The organism is Phycisphaerae bacterium (assembly GCA_035275405.1).
In the GTDB taxonomy this organism is placed as follows: Bacteria; Planctomycetota; Phycisphaerae; order UBA1845; family UTPLA1; genus DATEMU01.
The window spans coordinates 605,598-619,914 of the sequence record DATEMU010000003.1 but is presented as its reverse complement, the minus strand read 5'-3'; the positions used below and the strand labels follow the sequence as shown (position 1 = coordinate 619,914).

General features: G+C 62.4%; 11 protein-coding genes, 1 tRNA gene and 1 pseudogene. 2 read left to right on the top strand and 11 right to left on the bottom strand.

Going from position 1 to position 14,317, the window contains the following annotated elements:
* Nucleotides 1–4: 4 nt before the first annotated feature.
* Together VJZ71_04535 and VJZ71_04530 are read right to left on the bottom strand one after the other, a co-directional pair.
* Nucleotides 5–931: a DUF58 domain-containing protein gene (locus tag VJZ71_04535; GenBank protein ID HKQ47321.1), complete on the bottom strand. Its 927-nt coding sequence runs from the start codon at nucleotides 929–931 to the stop codon at nucleotides 5–7.
* A 23-nt stretch (nucleotides 932–954) separates the two neighbouring features.
* Nucleotides 955–2,010, bottom strand: a complete 1,056-nt coding sequence (locus tag VJZ71_04530; GenBank protein ID HKQ47320.1) for a MoxR family ATPase — start codon at nucleotides 2,008–2,010, stop codon at nucleotides 955–957.
* A 376-nt stretch (nucleotides 2,011–2,386) separates the two neighbouring features.
* Between VJZ71_04530 and VJZ71_04525 the strand changes: the two genes are divergently transcribed.
* Together VJZ71_04525 and VJZ71_04520 are read left to right on the top strand one after the other, a co-directional pair.
* Complete coding sequence (locus tag VJZ71_04525; protein ID HKQ47319.1) at nucleotides 2,387–3,358, top strand: hypothetical protein; 972 nt, start codon at nucleotides 2,387–2,389, stop codon at nucleotides 3,356–3,358.
* A 61-nt stretch (nucleotides 3,359–3,419) separates the two neighbouring features.
* A complete protein-coding gene (locus VJZ71_04520; protein HKQ47318.1) occupies nucleotides 3,420–4,400 on the top strand; it encodes a GDP-mannose 4,6-dehydratase in 981 nt (326 codons plus the stop codon).
* Nucleotides 4,401–4,544: 144 nt separating this feature from the next.
* Here the strand turns inward: VJZ71_04520 and VJZ71_04515 are convergent.
* The 9 genes and pseudogenes from VJZ71_04515 to VJZ71_04475 all read right to left on the bottom strand — a co-directional run bounded on the left by VJZ71_04515 (nucleotide 4,545) and on the right by VJZ71_04475 (nucleotide 14,265).
* Nucleotides 4,545–4,617, bottom strand: a tRNA-Ala gene (locus VJZ71_04515).
* A gap of 11 nt (nucleotides 4,618–4,628) precedes the next feature.
* On the bottom strand, nucleotides 4,629–5,678 hold the full coding sequence (thiE, locus tag VJZ71_04510; GenBank protein ID HKQ47317.1) for a thiamine phosphate synthase: 1,050 nt from the start codon (nucleotides 5,676–5,678) through the stop codon (nucleotides 4,629–4,631).
* 42 nt (nucleotides 5,679–5,720) lie between these two features.
* A complete protein-coding gene (locus VJZ71_04505; protein HKQ47316.1) occupies nucleotides 5,721–8,249 on the bottom strand; it encodes a matrixin family metalloprotease in 2,529 nt (842 codons plus the stop codon).
* Nucleotides 8,250–8,587: 338 nt separating this feature from the next.
* A complete protein-coding gene (locus VJZ71_04500) occupies nucleotides 8,588–9,337 on the bottom strand; it encodes a hypothetical protein (GenBank protein ID HKQ47315.1) in 750 nt (249 codons plus the stop codon).
* On the bottom strand, nucleotides 9,334–10,041 hold the full coding sequence (locus VJZ71_04495) for a PilZ domain-containing protein (protein ID HKQ47314.1): 708 nt from the start codon (nucleotides 10,039–10,041) through the stop codon (nucleotides 9,334–9,336). Before VJZ71_04495 ends, VJZ71_04500 begins: the two co-directional genes overlap by 4 nt.
* Before the next feature lie 173 nt (nucleotides 10,042–10,214).
* Nucleotides 10,215–11,489 carry a GTPase HflX gene (gene hflX, locus VJZ71_04490; GenBank protein HKQ47313.1) on the bottom strand — a complete coding sequence of 425 codons (1,275 nt, stop codon included), beginning with the start codon at nucleotides 11,487–11,489 and terminating at the stop codon, nucleotides 10,215–10,217.
* A gap of 86 nt (nucleotides 11,490–11,575) precedes the next feature.
* A complete protein-coding gene (gene deoC / locus VJZ71_04485) occupies nucleotides 11,576–12,325 on the bottom strand; it encodes a deoxyribose-phosphate aldolase (protein ID HKQ47312.1) in 750 nt (249 codons plus the stop codon).
* A 291-nt stretch (nucleotides 12,326–12,616) separates the two neighbouring features.
* Nucleotides 12,617–13,060 (bottom strand): annotated as a pseudogene (gene rpiB, locus VJZ71_04480) (ribose 5-phosphate isomerase B).
* A gap of 71 nt (nucleotides 13,061–13,131) precedes the next feature.
* Nucleotides 13,132–14,265 carry an STN domain-containing protein gene (locus VJZ71_04475; protein ID HKQ47311.1) on the bottom strand — a complete coding sequence of 378 codons (1,134 nt, stop codon included), beginning with the start codon at nucleotides 14,263–14,265 and terminating at the stop codon, nucleotides 13,132–13,134.
* Nucleotides 14,266–14,317: the final 52 nt, after the last annotated feature.

The window sequence follows — 14,317 nt, the reverse complement described above, 5'->3', positions numbered from 1 at the left end:
CGCGTCACCCCGCGAATCGCCGCGCCCGCGCTGCGCGCGTGGACAGGTAAGCGGCCAGCGCGATGTTCACCGGCGCGCTCGTATCGAGGACTTCAAAATCAGTGCGATGCTCGTGACAGGCCCGACGAATTTCTCCGATGAATCCCTGGATCGACTTCAAATATTGCTCGCGGACGACGCGCGGTTCGGCGACTTGGCGGCCCGACGACTCCAAGCCGACCAATTCCAGCGGCCGCGTGAACGGAAAAGTTAATTCTGCATGGTCCAGCACCTGTAACACCAGCGGCTCGTGACGCTGATGGCGAAGGTGCTGAATCCCCGCCGTAATCTCCGCCGATGGTCCGAACAAATCGCTCAAAATTACGACGAGGTGGCGGTGCGCCAGCGTCTCGGCCAGCGCATCGAAGACTGCTCGAAACGAGGTCCTCGGGCCCACGGGGGCATGGGACAGTTCGTGGACGACGCCCTTCCATTTGCCGGGATTGTTGGAGGCGCGGCTTGTCCGCCGCACGACGTCGTCGAACGTAGCGACCGCGACGGCGTCAGCCTGTTGCAGCGCCAGGTACGACATGGCGGCGGCGATGGTGATGGCGTATTCGCGCTTGGACATCGGCGACGCCGCCGAGCGATAGGACATGGACTCCGAACAGTCCACGGCCAGGAGGAGCCGCAGGTTCGTCTCCTGCTCGTATTCCTTGATATAGTGCTTGTCGGTACGGCCGTAGACTTTCCAATCCAGGAAACGCAAATCGTCGCCCTGGCAGTACTTGCGATGCTCGGCGAACTCCACCGAGAACCCGTGCGCCGGCGATCGGTGCATCCCCGAAATATACCCCTCAACAAGCAGTCGGGCACGCAGGTCCAGCGCCCCGATCTGCGCCAGCACCGCCGGGTCCAGGTAGCGTCGATAATCGTCGTAACTTTCGGACATGGGTCCGAGACCCTCCGAGGCGCTCACGTGCTGAGCACGCGACTCGCCCCCACCGCTTCCAAGTCCGGCGTCATGTGGGCCGGCACGTCGCGAATCAGCCAGTCGACGAGCTGATCCACGCCGATGCCCTCGGCTTCGGCGTTAAAGTTCGTCACAATTCGGTGTCGCAGGACCGGATGCGCGACCGCCTGAATATCCTCCGTCGCGACGTGGTATCGGCCGTCCAGGATCGCGCGGGCTTTGCCCGCAAGGACGAGGTTCTGCGAAGCCCGCGGTCCCGCGCCCCAACTGACGTAATCAGAAATGAACTTGAGTACCGGATGATCGCGCTCGTCGGCGCGGCGCGCCGCCAGCCGCGCCGGCCGCGTGGCGCGGGCCAGGCGCATCGCATAGCGCATGACGTGGTCCGGACAGGGGACGCGGCGAACGATCTCCTGCAAGGCCAGGATGTCCTCATCCGAGAATACGCGCTCAATCGCCGGATCGGCGGCGGTCGTCGTCAAACCGATGATCCGCAACTCTTCCTCCTCCGAGGGGTAATCGACGAGCACTTTGAACATGAAACGGTCGAGCTGCGCTTCCGGCAGTGGATACGTGCCCTCCTGCTCGATCGGGTTCTGGGTCGCAAGGACGAAGAACGGCCTCGGTAGTCGATGGGTGAACCCCGCCGCCGTGACTTGGTATTCCTGCATCGCTTCGAGCAATGCCGCCTGCGTCTTCGGCGGAGTACGATTGATCTCGTCCGCCAGGATCACATTGGCAAAAACCGGCCCGTTCACGAAGCGAAGCTGGCGCACGCCGGTCGCTTTGTTCTCCTCGATGATCTCGGTCCCGGTGATGTCGCTGGGCATCAGGTCGGGCGTGAATTGAATCCTGGCAAACGACAGGCTCAAAGTCTGGGCGAGAGACCGGATGGCCCGCGTCTTGGCCAGTCCGGGGACTCCCTCGAGGATGCAATGCCCCCGGGCGAACAGGCAGATCAGAAGCTGATCGATGACCTCGTTTTGGCCGACAATGGCCTTGGACAGCTCCCGACGAATCCGCTCCCGGCTCGCTGCGAGCATACGGACCGCTTCCATTTCGCCGCTAACGGGCGAAACTGCGTTTTCAGCATTACTATCGGCCACTCGCGTTCTCCCCCGGCGAGGCTTCAATCGATTATACGCCTGAAAAACGGCGTCGTTCTGCGCGCGGTTTCGCCGGTCCCCGCTCGCATCGGGTCTTTATCGTCAACCGACGTTAAACCGCGAAAGCAAACCCGTCGGCCCAGGCCCCCTGGAGCGTTGCGCCTATTGCGGCCTGGGGCCATCGGTATGATGGCTCCGGCGAGTAGACTGGCTTTCGGAGCTTTCACGATTGGCGACGATCGGACATACCTTGGTTGGGCTCTCCATCGGAGGTCTGTGTTCGCCCCGGGCTCGGACTCGAGCATTCCCCTTTTTCTGGCTCGGCTTGATGGTGCTCGCCGCGCACAGTGTGGACATCGCCGAGTGGCTGATCACGCTTTGGGAGCCGTCGCGATTCAGCCAGCATCTCGTTACGCACTCGCCGCTCTGGACGTCCGTCCTCGTCGTGATCTTGTGGGCGATCCTCACGTTGGCCCGCGTGCAATCGCCGTGGCCCTACCTGTGCATTGCGGTCGCCGTGTTCAGCCATCTGCTCCTCGACTACCTGCCGGCGCGGTTGCTTCTATTGGAGGTTTATGGAAGCACGGAACTCACGGCCTGGCCGGACTTTCGCGAGTCAATCATCGCCGAAATCTGGATATACGGGTTGGTACTCGTTCTCGTGTCGCTCTGGCAATCCGCCCGGACGACCGGCTGTTCGCGTCCGGCCCGGAAGCTGGCCGGGGTCATGGCCGCGAGTTGCGTGATCGCCGCGCTGACACGAAATGGCTATATCTGGTCGGTGGCCTATGCCATCGCATCCGCGCACGCCCTGCTGCTTCTCCGTCGCGCGATCAAGCCCGCGCTGCTTTGGAGTCTGGTGCCATTGATTCCGATGGCGGCGATGGGCGCGGTGGAGCTGTGGTCCTTGCTCATTTATCGCCAGGCGCGCAAGCTGCAAGCCGCGGGAGATTTCGGGGAGGCGGCAAAGAGGCATCGCGAGGCGCTGGCCGTTCCAACGCGGACTTCAAAAGTGAGCATTCTCGTGTACAAGAGCTTCTGCGAAGTAGAGCTGAAGAACTGGGCGGCCGCCGAACAGGATTTGCTCGCCGCGGCTCGCGTGGCGGAGGATCCGATCTGGGCCGAACTGTCCCTCGCGGAATTCTACGTCAATCGGCGCCTCCGTGAGACCCCCTATTTTCGTCCCTGGGAGGCGCAGCGGATTGCCGAACGAGTCGCCGCCACCGCCACACGGCCAATCGATAAGGCATGGGCCGCGGAAATTGTGAAGCGCTCCCAAAACGCGACGATCCTGCGATAATGCATCCGAACGGCGAATCGGCGGAGTTTCGCCGGTACTCTCGAACAACGATGGAGGTTTCATGGTTTCCCTTATCACCGGCGGCGCCGGGTTCATCGGTTCTCACCTGGCTGAGGCGCTTCTCGCCCGCGGCGATTCCGTCATCGCCCTCGATAACCTCAGCACGGGAAGCCTTCGCAATCTCGCCGGAGTCATGAACCACCCCAAGTTCCGCTTCGTACAGGAGGACGTCCGCAACACACAGACCATGCACCTCTTGGTCGAACAATGCGACGTCGTCTTTCACCTGGCGGCGGCCGTCGGCGTGCAACTCATCGTCGATCAGCCCGTGCATACCATCGAGACGAATATCCACGGCAGCGAAGTCGCGCTGAATGTGGCCAACAAGTTCCGCAAGCCGGTCCTGATCGCCTCGACCAGCGAGGTCTACGGCAAGAGTGAAAAGGTCCCGTTCAAAGAAGAAGACGATACGGTCCTTGGCGCGACGCATTTTTCCCGCTGGTCGTACGCCTGCTCCAAGGCGATTGACGAATTCCTGGGGCTCGCCTATCACCAGCAATACGCCCTGCCCGTCGTCGTCGCGCGTTTTTTCAACACCGTCGGGCCCCGGCAGACGGGTCAGTACGGCATGGTGATCCCCCGCTTCGTCGAACGCGCCCTCAAGAACGAGCCGCTGCAGATTTATGGCAACGGCAAGCAGGCCCGCTGTTTCTGCTACGTCGGCGACGTGGTCAAGGCGATCATCGATTTGATGGCCTGCAAGGATGCGCCGGGCCGGGTCTACAACATCGGATCGACCGAGGAAATCAGCATTGAATCCCTGGCGGACAAGATCATTCAAATGACCGGCAGCCGCAGCACGAAACAGCACCTTTCCTATGAAGAGGCATACGGCAGGCCTTTCGACGACATGATGCGGCGCATCCCCTGCCTGGATCGTATCCGCGGCCTCATTGGCTTTGAACCGAAGACGGACCTGGCGGAAATCCTGCGCCAGGTCATCGCCGAAAAACGAGAAGCGTCGAACGCGAGGAAGCACTGATAGGACCGTATTACGACCGGTGCCCTGGTCAAGGGTCGGGAGCAATCTGCGGAACTTGAAAGACTTGTGAATGGGAGCCGAAGGGAGTCGAACTTACAGCCTGTCGCCGCGGAGACGGCTCTTCAATGACGACCGCTCATTCAATGGAGCCGAAGGGAGTCGAACCCTCGACCTCTTGCATGCCATGCAAGCGCTCTCCCAACTGAGCTACGGCCCCGGGGATTTATTTCAGGTAATTAGAGGATCGCGCGGCAGCGCTGTCAAGAGACCGCGGACCGCTGCTTCGGGGTCGGCTGCGCCGATCACGGCGCTGCTGACGGCGACGGCAAAGTGTCGCGGCGCGCGGAGTCGATCCATATTCTGTGCGGTCACGCCACCAATGGCGACGATCGGCAGATCGGTCAGCACCGCAACCTCTGCAAGCAGCGAGGGGCCTTGCACCGGCACATCGGGCTTGGTGGGCGACCGAAACATCGGGCCGACGGCGATGTAGTCCGGCGCTTCGGCGATGGCCGCGCGGGCGTCGTCAACGCTGTGCGTACTTTTTCCGACGAGCATCGTGGGGCCGGCGATCTGACGGACCGCCACAACGGGTAAATCGAGGGCGCCGACGTGGACGCCGTCAGCATCGGCCAACCGGGCAATGTCGGGTCGATCGTTGATGATGAGCAGGGCGTTGTGGGCCCGCGTGATCTCCCGCATCGTTCGAGCGCGGGCGAGCAATTCGCAGTCCGGCAGGTCCTTTTCGCGCAATTGAAGGACCTCCGCGCCGCCCGCCAGGACGCGATGGCAGACGTCCAGCCAATCGCCTCGGCAAAGCGACGCGGTGACCAGGACATGGAGTCGGGCGCGGGACAGGCGCTGTCGCCGCGGACAGGTCAACAGCGCATCTTGCTCAATCGAATAGAGTTCGTAGCGAAGCTTTTCCGCGCCGGTCGCCGCCGATAGGCACTCGATCTTGGAAAATTCCTCGATGCAACGAAGGGCCTCTCCGACGCGTTTGAGGGCGGCGGTGGCGACGCGAGCGGGATTCTCGCGGAACTGTTCATCGGCGACGCTGATCCGCGTGCCCACGTCGCCGGGCGTGTCGCGCGCCGCGAGCATCGAATGTGGACCGATGGAATCGGCCAGCGCGGCGATGGAGTGGCGAAAGTCCTTGATGCGGGCCGTAAGGCCGTCGTCGTTGAGTACCATTCGCGCGTAGTCCTCGACGACGCGAAGGCCTTCACGCGACCGATTCAGGTTGGCATCGAGGATTCGAAGTACGCCGGGGTCCATGCCGGGGAATTGTAACACCGCGCAGCGTCGCCGGCCCCGATCTTATTCGTCGAGAAGGTCGTCCACAAACTCGGCCGTATCAAGCGCGACATCGCCGTTTCCGTAGTCGGCGCAGGGAACCACATCGCCGGGCTCGGGGACGCCAAGCTTGACGCGGACGAAACCGGCGATGTCGCCGCCGTCGAGGAACGCGCTGTTATTCACGTCGCCCAAGACCGAGCAAAATGTCGTGCTCGTCGTGCTCATCGACGCGGCCGGGCCGAATGCCGTCTCAATGAGCGACAGGTTCCGGGCCTTTACGGCAAAGGTATATTGCGTCTCCGGCTGCATACCGGTCAGAAGCAGGTTGCCCCATGCGGCGTCGTTTTGCCATACCTCGGACGCCGACGGAACGCCGGATGCGGAAACGAACTGACCATCCCAATTGGCGTCGAAAGGCGAAGTGGCCGTGCATTGAATGACCATTTCCGTTGCGGCGGAGTTGTTCACCGAATCGGGATCGAGGTACATCGTGGCGCTGGTGGCGCTGGTCAAGACGGGCGCACCGGGGACGGCGGCCAGCGTTACGACAAAGCTGGAGGGGCTGAAGTCAACGGTCTCTATGGCATTGCGGTTTCGCGCCTTGGCCCGGAGTTCATATTCCGTATTGGGGACAAGATTGGTCGCCGTGTCGGTGTTGACCTGTATCCACTCGTTAAGGCCTGTGTTACCGCCGGGCGTAACGGAATCAAAGAACAATCCGGCCTGCCCGGAGTCGTAGAAACTGATGATGCCGGTCGCGGACATTTGCACCGTGGTATCGGTGACGGTGCCGATGGCCACGCCGGTCGGTGTTTCGATATGTGTCGTGCCGATGACGCTCGCGGAATAGGCGCCGGTATTGGGCCCGGGCGCTGGGGCGCTATCGCGGGTACGGACGCGATAGGTGTAATTCCGGTTGGGCAGCAGGCCGGTATCGGTGTAGCTACGCGAGGCCTGGAACGGGCTGTCGGTGCCGCCGGCACCGCCGCTGACAAAATCAAACTGGTAGGAGATGGGCGCCGTCGCGTCCGTCGCTTCGTTGGCAATCATCGTGATCGCCGAGGTGCTATCGGGGAGCGGCGGCTGCTCAAAGCCGATGGGATCGGGTTGCGGCGAACTGATGTCGGCGCCGACCGTGACGACGGAAATGTTCAGCTTGTAAAGTTGCGATCTCGTATTCGAATCGAGGGGATAAACGCGAATGTAGTAATCGCCCGGGCTGTTGGGCAAGGGAATGTCGGTCAGGGTTTCATCCGATCCGGCAGGCTGAGCGCTGGCCGTAGCCAGCACGGTGGACCCATCGGAATCGACAAGTTGCACGCCGAGATCGTAGATGGACAAACTATCGGTGAAATTGAACGAGCAACAACTCCCGGGGTTGCCCGAGCAATTCTGCGGGCTTGAATCGTAATTCAACCCGGTGGGCGAAAGGGTAACGGAGGCCGTGCTGTCGGCGATGACCGTAAAGCGATACCAGTCCTGATCGACATCGGCGTCAATCGAGAGAATTGAGCCGTGCGAGACGCCGGGCGTGGGAACCGACCCGTAGGATACGGGCGATCCGAAGATCACCGTACCAATGTTCGTGGCGCTGGCGGAGGAATCGTTGATCTCGTTAGCGTCGCCATAGCCGCGTTGGCCGGCGCGAATGTCGTCGTGTTGCGGTCCGTCGAACATCGTGCTCAGAAAGGGCTCCATGAGGGCGGTTTCGTAAATGGGGCATTGGTGGCTGAAGCCCAGGCCGTGGCCGTGTTCGTGCATAATCGTATTGCGAAAGAATCGATGGTTGTTGGCCGAGAAGACGCCCCAGGCCTCGGAAGAATCGAGGACCATGTCGCCGGTCTCGGGAAAGTAGTTGTAGGCAAGGACGCCGGATCCGCCGTCTATGATGATGCTGGCGATACGCACGTCGCCGCGATTCACGTCGTCGCCGGCCGTGAACCACGCCGCGCCGTCGTCCCAGTCAACCCCCGGCGCCGTCACGCGAACATAGCTGGTCCCCGTAAGCGCCGCCCAGCGATCAAAGCACGCCTGCACGCGCCCGACCCATAGAGCGCGATTCCCGAACTTCGCGTCCATCGAACTAAACAGTGTGCTGGTTTCGCCATCTACCGAAAGGCCGTCGGGGACAAAACTCCAGCTCAGCGTGGTGGGATTTCCCTGCTGACTCGAACCGCCCCAACGGGAACTATCGCCGAACTGGTAGCGGAGAGCGGGATTCAGCTCCGGGACCAGATCGTAAAGAATCGTCATGTCCACATCGGGAGTGCTGGGGTCGAAACAAAAGATCGGCGGGCCCGAGGCGTTCGGCCCGCAATCGATGATCTGCCGCAAGCGGGTTGCTAAAGATAAGATTTCGGGCGATACCGCGCGATCCAGATTCTTGGCTCGGGCGAGGACGGTCGGATGAACGCACGCCGCCGGCTGAGCGACCGCTGCAGCTACCGCGTCAGGGGTTTGACAGGAGTCGGATGGAGTCACGGCAGCCCCCAGGGCCAAACCGATGAGCAGGAGCAGGGTGATCAGCACGATTCCGTTCCAAGTTTGCATTTGCTCAGTCCCTTAATTCCCGGTTCGGATGCTCTTCCCAAACAACGATTTACGTTCCACGGGACGAACCCCCAGCCTCAAAAAAAAAGCGAACACCCGCGTAGAGCGGTCGATTATCGACTTTCCCTCATCGTCGCCCGGGGAGGGGCTCGAAGAGCCTTAGCGGGTATTATATCAGTTTACTTGACCGCGACGGTCGAGGTCAAGAGATGTTGCATCCGCTAATTCGTCGAATCGTAAGCCGATCCAGGTGTCACGGGCCCTGTCATGTGCCAATACGCGCGCTCCGAGTCACCAGCGCATTAGCGGAATGCCAGAATCGTGCGATGCGGTGCCATTCAGGCGGTGGCCCGTAAGGCGCGGACGAAGTCAGCGATTTGAGAGATAGTGGCGCGGTCGGGCAGGTCGTGCTCAAGTCCGAGGAATTGCAGTCCCAGACCCAGGCGACCGGGACCGCGCACCACGCAATGACGGTACTGCGCTTCGGCCAATAGCGGCGGCCGGCCGGGGGAGGCCGTGATCTCCACGCCGACAAGATCGCCGACGCCGAGTCGCGGGTTCTGATCGTTGCGGATATCGACGAGGATGCCGCCGACCGAGGCGTTGTCCAATCGACCGGAGCAGAGGGGCCATGTGGCGCTGTCCTCCGTGGGCAGCCCCCCTTGCCAGAGCTTGACGGCGATGAAGCGTTCCTGCGGAATCATGACGCGCTGGTAGACGCGGCGCTGCAGTTCGCGCATCTGTACCGGGCCGCGCACGACCAGCGTGTCCACCGCCTGGCCATCGGCGGATTTATCCAGCGATCGCATCAAAACCGGGCTGACAAAAATGCATTTCTTGTGGCCCCGGCGCAGTGAGATGCCCAATTCCTCCCCGGCCGCGATCTCGGGCGGGGCGAGCGTGTCGAGAGCGATGGGATAAACGATCTGAATGACGTTGCGGTCCCCGTCGTAGCGAATCAGGTGCGAGCGGAGGTTGCACCAGCGGCCCTCGGTCAGGAGGGACGCCGTAATGGGCATCTGGCGCTGGGCAGCCCAGACCAGGATCGCCGTCGCGGAATTGGCGTCAAGAACCATTCCTTGAGTCATACCAGGGCTTCCGATTCAATACCGGCCTCGTGCGGCGAACGCAACGACGCGCGGAGTTCCTTGAGCAGTTGGGCCGTCTCCATGGAGCGAGTGAATTGCAGACCCAGAATTGTCGCGCCGCCGCCGGCGGGCGTCACGTTGGACGCCGCGGCCGTCAAGTGAAACGTCGAATGTTGCCCCGGAAGGGAGAATTGCACGCGCAGCGGATCACGGGGCTCAATAGCCATGGCTGCCGGATCTTCGATTCGACAAGCCAGGCCATCCGCACTGATGTTCAGGAGTGTGGCGACGCGCCGATGATCCGCGCCGGCGTGCCGCCATTCGACCTTCACGAGCGACGACGGGGCCAGGCGCGCCCGCACGAACCGTCGCCGATCCACGACCGTGAGAATCGACGGACGATCGATGGCCAGCGCTCGCGTGTCGCCCCAATGGGGCGCGGCGGTGATCGTCGTCGCGAAGCTGTAGCGCCGGTCGCTGTAAACCTGCACCTGCGCCGCGGCATCGACGAGCAAATTGGGATCGCGGGCGGGTTGGCCGGTAATCTCCAGCAGCAGGGCATGTTCGTCGCCGCTGATCAGGCTTCCGTTTACGGTGGTATTAGGAATGACCGCCGATTCGAGCACGATTTGAGCCTGCGTGCGAATCGCCCATTCCAGGGCATTTTGGGAAGCCGAGGTGTCGAGCGTGATACTCTCGTTCATAATTGTCGCCCCAAGAGGCACGTTCGGATGGCGAAACCGTTCGACCCCATTCCTTGCGCGTCGCGGTGGCGGCCGTGCAGGGGGTCCGCGCATACCGAGCGCGCGCTACTTTCTCGGTCCGATGCGAGGGTTACTTGAAGTCGGGACTTGGAGAGTTCAGCCGCGAGGAGGGGCTACGCGGACTTCAGCACGCCGCCGAGATTGACGACCCGCTGCACTTCGGCCGTGGGGAGGCGTATGTCCAGGCGCATCCGTCCATCTTCATAATCCTGTCCGAGAATGTGGCCATACTTGCTGATGTACGCGAGCAATCGCCCATTGGAGCTATCGGTCTCAACGGTAATTCGGACATAGCGATCGCGCATGTGCTGGAGGACGCGATCGACAACATAGGGAATGCCCTGCCCCGTGGCGGCGGACACTTCGACCGCTTCCGGCTGGCTGACGCGCAACAGGTGGATGGCGGAGTCGTCGCCCACGGCGTCGATTTTGTTGAAGACGTTGATGCGGGGGATATCCTGGCAGCCCAATTCGGCAAGCACCTGCTCAACCGCGCGAATTTGCGCGGAGGCGTCGTGGCTGGCGGCATCCACGACGTGGAGAATCAGGTCCGAGTGGATCGTTTCTTCCAGCGTTGCCCGAAAGGAAGCGACAAGATGGTGCGGCAGGTTGCGAACGAATCCAACCGTATCAGAGAGCAGTGCGGTCTGGCCACCGCCCAGGTCCCAGCGGCGAGTTTTGGTATCAAGGGTGGCGAAGAGCTTGTCGGCGACGAAGGTCCCCGCGCCGGTCAGCGCGTTCATGAGCGTGCTCTTCCCGGCGTTGGTGTAGCCCACGAGGCTGACGGTAAAATAGTCGCTGCGCGAGCGGACCTCGCGGAGTTTGCGCTTGTCGATTTGGGCCAGTTGCCCGCGAAGAAACGACACACGTTTTTGCACAATGCGCCGGTCGATTTCGATCTGCCGTTCGCCGGGCCCGCGCGTCCCGATGCCGCCGACCGCGCCGACCTTGCCGCCGCCGCCCGCGCCGGCAATGCGCTCCAGGTGGGTCCACATGCCGCGGAGGCGCGGAGCGGTGTATTCCAGTTGCGCAAGCTCCACCTGCAATTTCGCGGTATTCGTCCGCGCCCGGCTGGCGAAAATGTCGAGGATCAGTTCGGTGCGGTCGATGACCCGGCGCTTGCAAAGCGCCTCATTCTCGCGGATTTGCGAAGGGGAAAGATCGTTGTCGAAAATGACGATGTCGGCCTCTTTTTCGATGACGTAGTCCGCCAGCTCGGCCGCCTTGCCCTTACCAATGTAGGTCGCGGGGCACGTTTTCGGGCGGCGCTGAATCATCCGCCCGACGATGTTCGCCCCCGCGGCCTCGGCCAGTGCGGCCAGCTCCGCGAGCGGATCGTACCGCGTCCCCGCCGGCTCCTGACCGGGCAAAATTAACCCGACGAGCACGGCCCGCTCAGCGGCTATCCCTGTTTCAATTTGGCGAGTGTCTCTCAATGTGATTCTGGCCCACCCCTCCACGGGATGTTAGGCGCTTAATACTTGTCTTTCCCGCCCTTGGAGTCCGCCGCTGCGACCGCGCCCGAAGACTTCCCCGTCTTGGCTTCCTTGATGATCTGCACGCCCGCACTCGCCCCGATTCGCGTCGCCCCGGCCTGCACCATCGCCCGCAGGTCCTCGTAACTACGGATGCCACCCGCGGCCTTGACGCCCATCCGCGTCCCTGCCACCGCCTCGCTCATGAGCGCCACGTCGGCGGCCGTCGCCCCGCCGGTCGAAAATCCCGTGCTTGTCTTGACGAAGTCCGCTCGCGCCCGCTTGGCGGCCTTGCACGCACGGACCTTTTCATCGTCCGTCAGCAAAGCGCATTCGATGATGACCTTGCAGATCGCCCGGCCGTCGGCGCAGGCATCCACGACCGCCTTGATGTCGCGATAAACGCCCTCGTCGTCGCCGCTTTTGAGCGCGCCGATATTGATCACCATGTCGATCTCGCCGGCCCCTTCGCGGATCGCCCGGCGAGCTTCCAGGGCCTTGATCTCCGGCACGTGCGCGCCGAGCGGAAAACCAACCACAGTGCACACGGCGACCGGCGAGCCCTTCAGGCAGTTGGTAGCCAGCCGGACCCATGACGGGTTGATGCAGACCGAGGCAAAGCCGCTTTCCATCGCTTCTTTGCAAAGCTGCTCGATCTGCTTGCTCGTCGCCTCGGGCTTGAGCAGCGTGTGATCGATGTACTGGGCAACATCGCGAGCAATCGGGCCAGCCCCCGCGGCGAGGCCCATGCCGATGCGGCCCGCGCCCAGTCCAAGGAAGTCCCGAACGGCCGCCGGGTTTTTCCGCGCGCACTGACCGTCGCACTGCGCTCCGCAGCACGCACACGCCGGCTGGGCCGGCCACGCCGATCCGCCGGTCATCTCCAGGATGCGGGCGACGATTCGTTCGAGGTCTTCGTTCGACAGTTCGGCCAAGTCCGGAATCTCCCGCAGCCGCTCGGTCGCGGCAGACGTTGCCATCATGAGTTCGACCGGCGAAGTGGCCGGCGGCGAACCCGATAGGATACCACGTTCCACGTCGCCAATCATGGCCACGCGTTTGCGATGCCGGTCGGCCGTGCATTGACCGGCGAGCCAGGCCTCCACGATCTGTTCGGCCAGGGCCGTACCGATCAGTCCCGCGCCGAGGGTCAGGACATTGGCATCGTTATGCTCGCGGCTGTTTTTTGCGGAGGAGACGTCGTAGCAAAGGGCCGCCCGGACGTTGGGAAACTTATTGGCGACGATCGACGAGCCGATCCCCGCGCCGTCGATGATGATCCCCCGCTCGCATTGATTATCCGAGACGATCTGGGCGACCGCCGCGGCAATCTTGGGATAGTCTACCGCAGATTTGTCGTAGGTGCCGCAATCCTGCACATTATGGCCGCGCTCGGCGAGGAATCGCTTGAGGTGCTCTTTGAGGTCGAATCCGCCGTGGTCCGCGCCGAGTGCAATGCGATGTGTTTTCGAACCGTCCGCCATGAACCCATCCGGCGCGCCCCTCGCGCAACTCCAATTATAACAAAGCGCGGAGCGAACGCGGGACTGCTTTTCTATGGTGTATTGGGCGAACCCGGCACTTCCGGAGGGGCCATTTCGCGGCGGACTTTTTGGATAAAGTCGCCCAGCATCTGGTCGCGATAATCGAGAATATCCTGTGGCAGATCTTCCGCGCGGACCAGAAACTCTACGCTGTAGCTCCCATCAACGCCGGGAACGATGAGTTTGGCGACATACGGCGAACTACGCGTCGAGCCCCCGGGCTTTCCTGCGTCCGTCACGGCGTCCGACAAACCCACATTGACACCGTCCCGCGTGATTTCGTACTTCAGACCGGTCTCCGCGGCGATGGATTCCAGCGCCTGACGAATCGACGAGGACTGTAGAAAGAGCGTGTAGCTCTGTGCGGTCGACGGCGGAAGCTTGGTCATCATGCCCGGCTCCATCGTCAGCGCCACGCCCGCCTTGTCGGCCAGGTCCGTCAGAATCTGCGTCAGCGGCACGTTCGCATAGCGGGCGGTCACTCGGCGGGAAAGAAGGCTGGCAATCTGCGCCTGGCCGGTCCGAATGACGATATGGTCCTCTTCCGGGAACCAGATCCATCCCAAGGCTCCCGTTGCGGTCTCCAACATCTCGGCCACCGTCCCGCGACCGCTTCGGGCCAGTTGATGTTCGAGCATCTTCGCCGCATCGATCTTGCTGGTAATACGGTATTGCACCTTGAACGCCGCGAAGTTCTCCGGCGTGTACTCCGACTCGGCGGCCTGCTTCAGCAGCTTGAGGTCCTCCCAGGTGAGCCGGCGATTGAGGCGCTTGAGGGGCTCCGTCGGAACGATCACGATCCCGCCATCGCGCGTTTCGTACGTCATGCCCAGGGGGCTCAATAGTTGCGGGAGAATTTCGCGAAGCGATGCATTCGACACGTTGACCTGCGCGAGCTTGGTCTGTTTTCCCCAGGGGAGCAGTTCCAGGGCGCGATCGTCGAGAGAAATCGACAGGCCGACTTGCTTTCCCATCTCCGCCAGAGCATCGGCGATCTCCGCGTCGCTGACGGTGAATTGTTCGAGCTTTTGGTCCAGCGCCGGCAGCGGGGCGGCGCCGGATTCGGCGGGCGGAGGCTGGGGTTGGACCCACATCGTCGCCAGGCACGCCGCAAATCCGACAATGGATTTCGTAATGGAAATCATGGCACGCTCCTCGGGGCGACCGCTATTTCATCCTTGATTCGAAGGCGCCCAC

Excerpts from the sequence above, each read along its gene's own strand:
- VJZ71_04520 (HKQ47318.1), top strand. The coding sequence starts at position 3,420 with ATGGTTTCCCTTATCACCGGCGGCGCCGGGTTCATCGGTTCTCACCTG.
- VJZ71_04530 (HKQ47320.1), bottom strand. The coding sequence starts at position 2,010 with ATGGAAGCGGTCCGTATGCTCGCAGCGAGCCGGGAGCGGATTCGTCGG.
- VJZ71_04505 (HKQ47316.1), bottom strand. The coding sequence starts at position 8,249 with ATGCAAACTTGGAACGGAATCGTGCTGATCACCCTGCTCCTGCTCATC.
- VJZ71_04525 (HKQ47319.1), top strand. The coding sequence starts at position 2,387 with ATGGTGCTCGCCGCGCACAGTGTGGACATCGCCGAGTGGCTGATCACG.
- deoC (HKQ47312.1), bottom strand. The coding sequence starts at position 12,325 with ATGGGCCTCGCCGCGGGGGCTGGCCCGATTGCTCGCGATGTTGCCCAG.
- VJZ71_04535 (HKQ47321.1), bottom strand. The coding sequence starts at position 931 with ATGTCCGAAAGTTACGACGATTATCGACGCTACCTGGACCCGGCGGTG.
- VJZ71_04495 (HKQ47314.1), bottom strand. The coding sequence starts at position 10,041 with ATGAACGAGAGTATCACGCTCGACACCTCGGCTTCCCAAAATGCCCTG.
- VJZ71_04500 (HKQ47315.1), bottom strand. The coding sequence starts at position 9,337 with ATGACTCAAGGAATGGTTCTTGACGCCAATTCCGCGACGGCGATCCTG.
- VJZ71_04475 (HKQ47311.1), bottom strand. The coding sequence starts at position 14,265 with ATGATTTCCATTACGAAATCCATTGTCGGATTTGCGGCGTGCCTGGCG.
- thiE (HKQ47317.1), bottom strand. The coding sequence starts at position 5,678 with ATGGACCCCGGCGTACTTCGAATCCTCGATGCCAACCTGAATCGGTCG.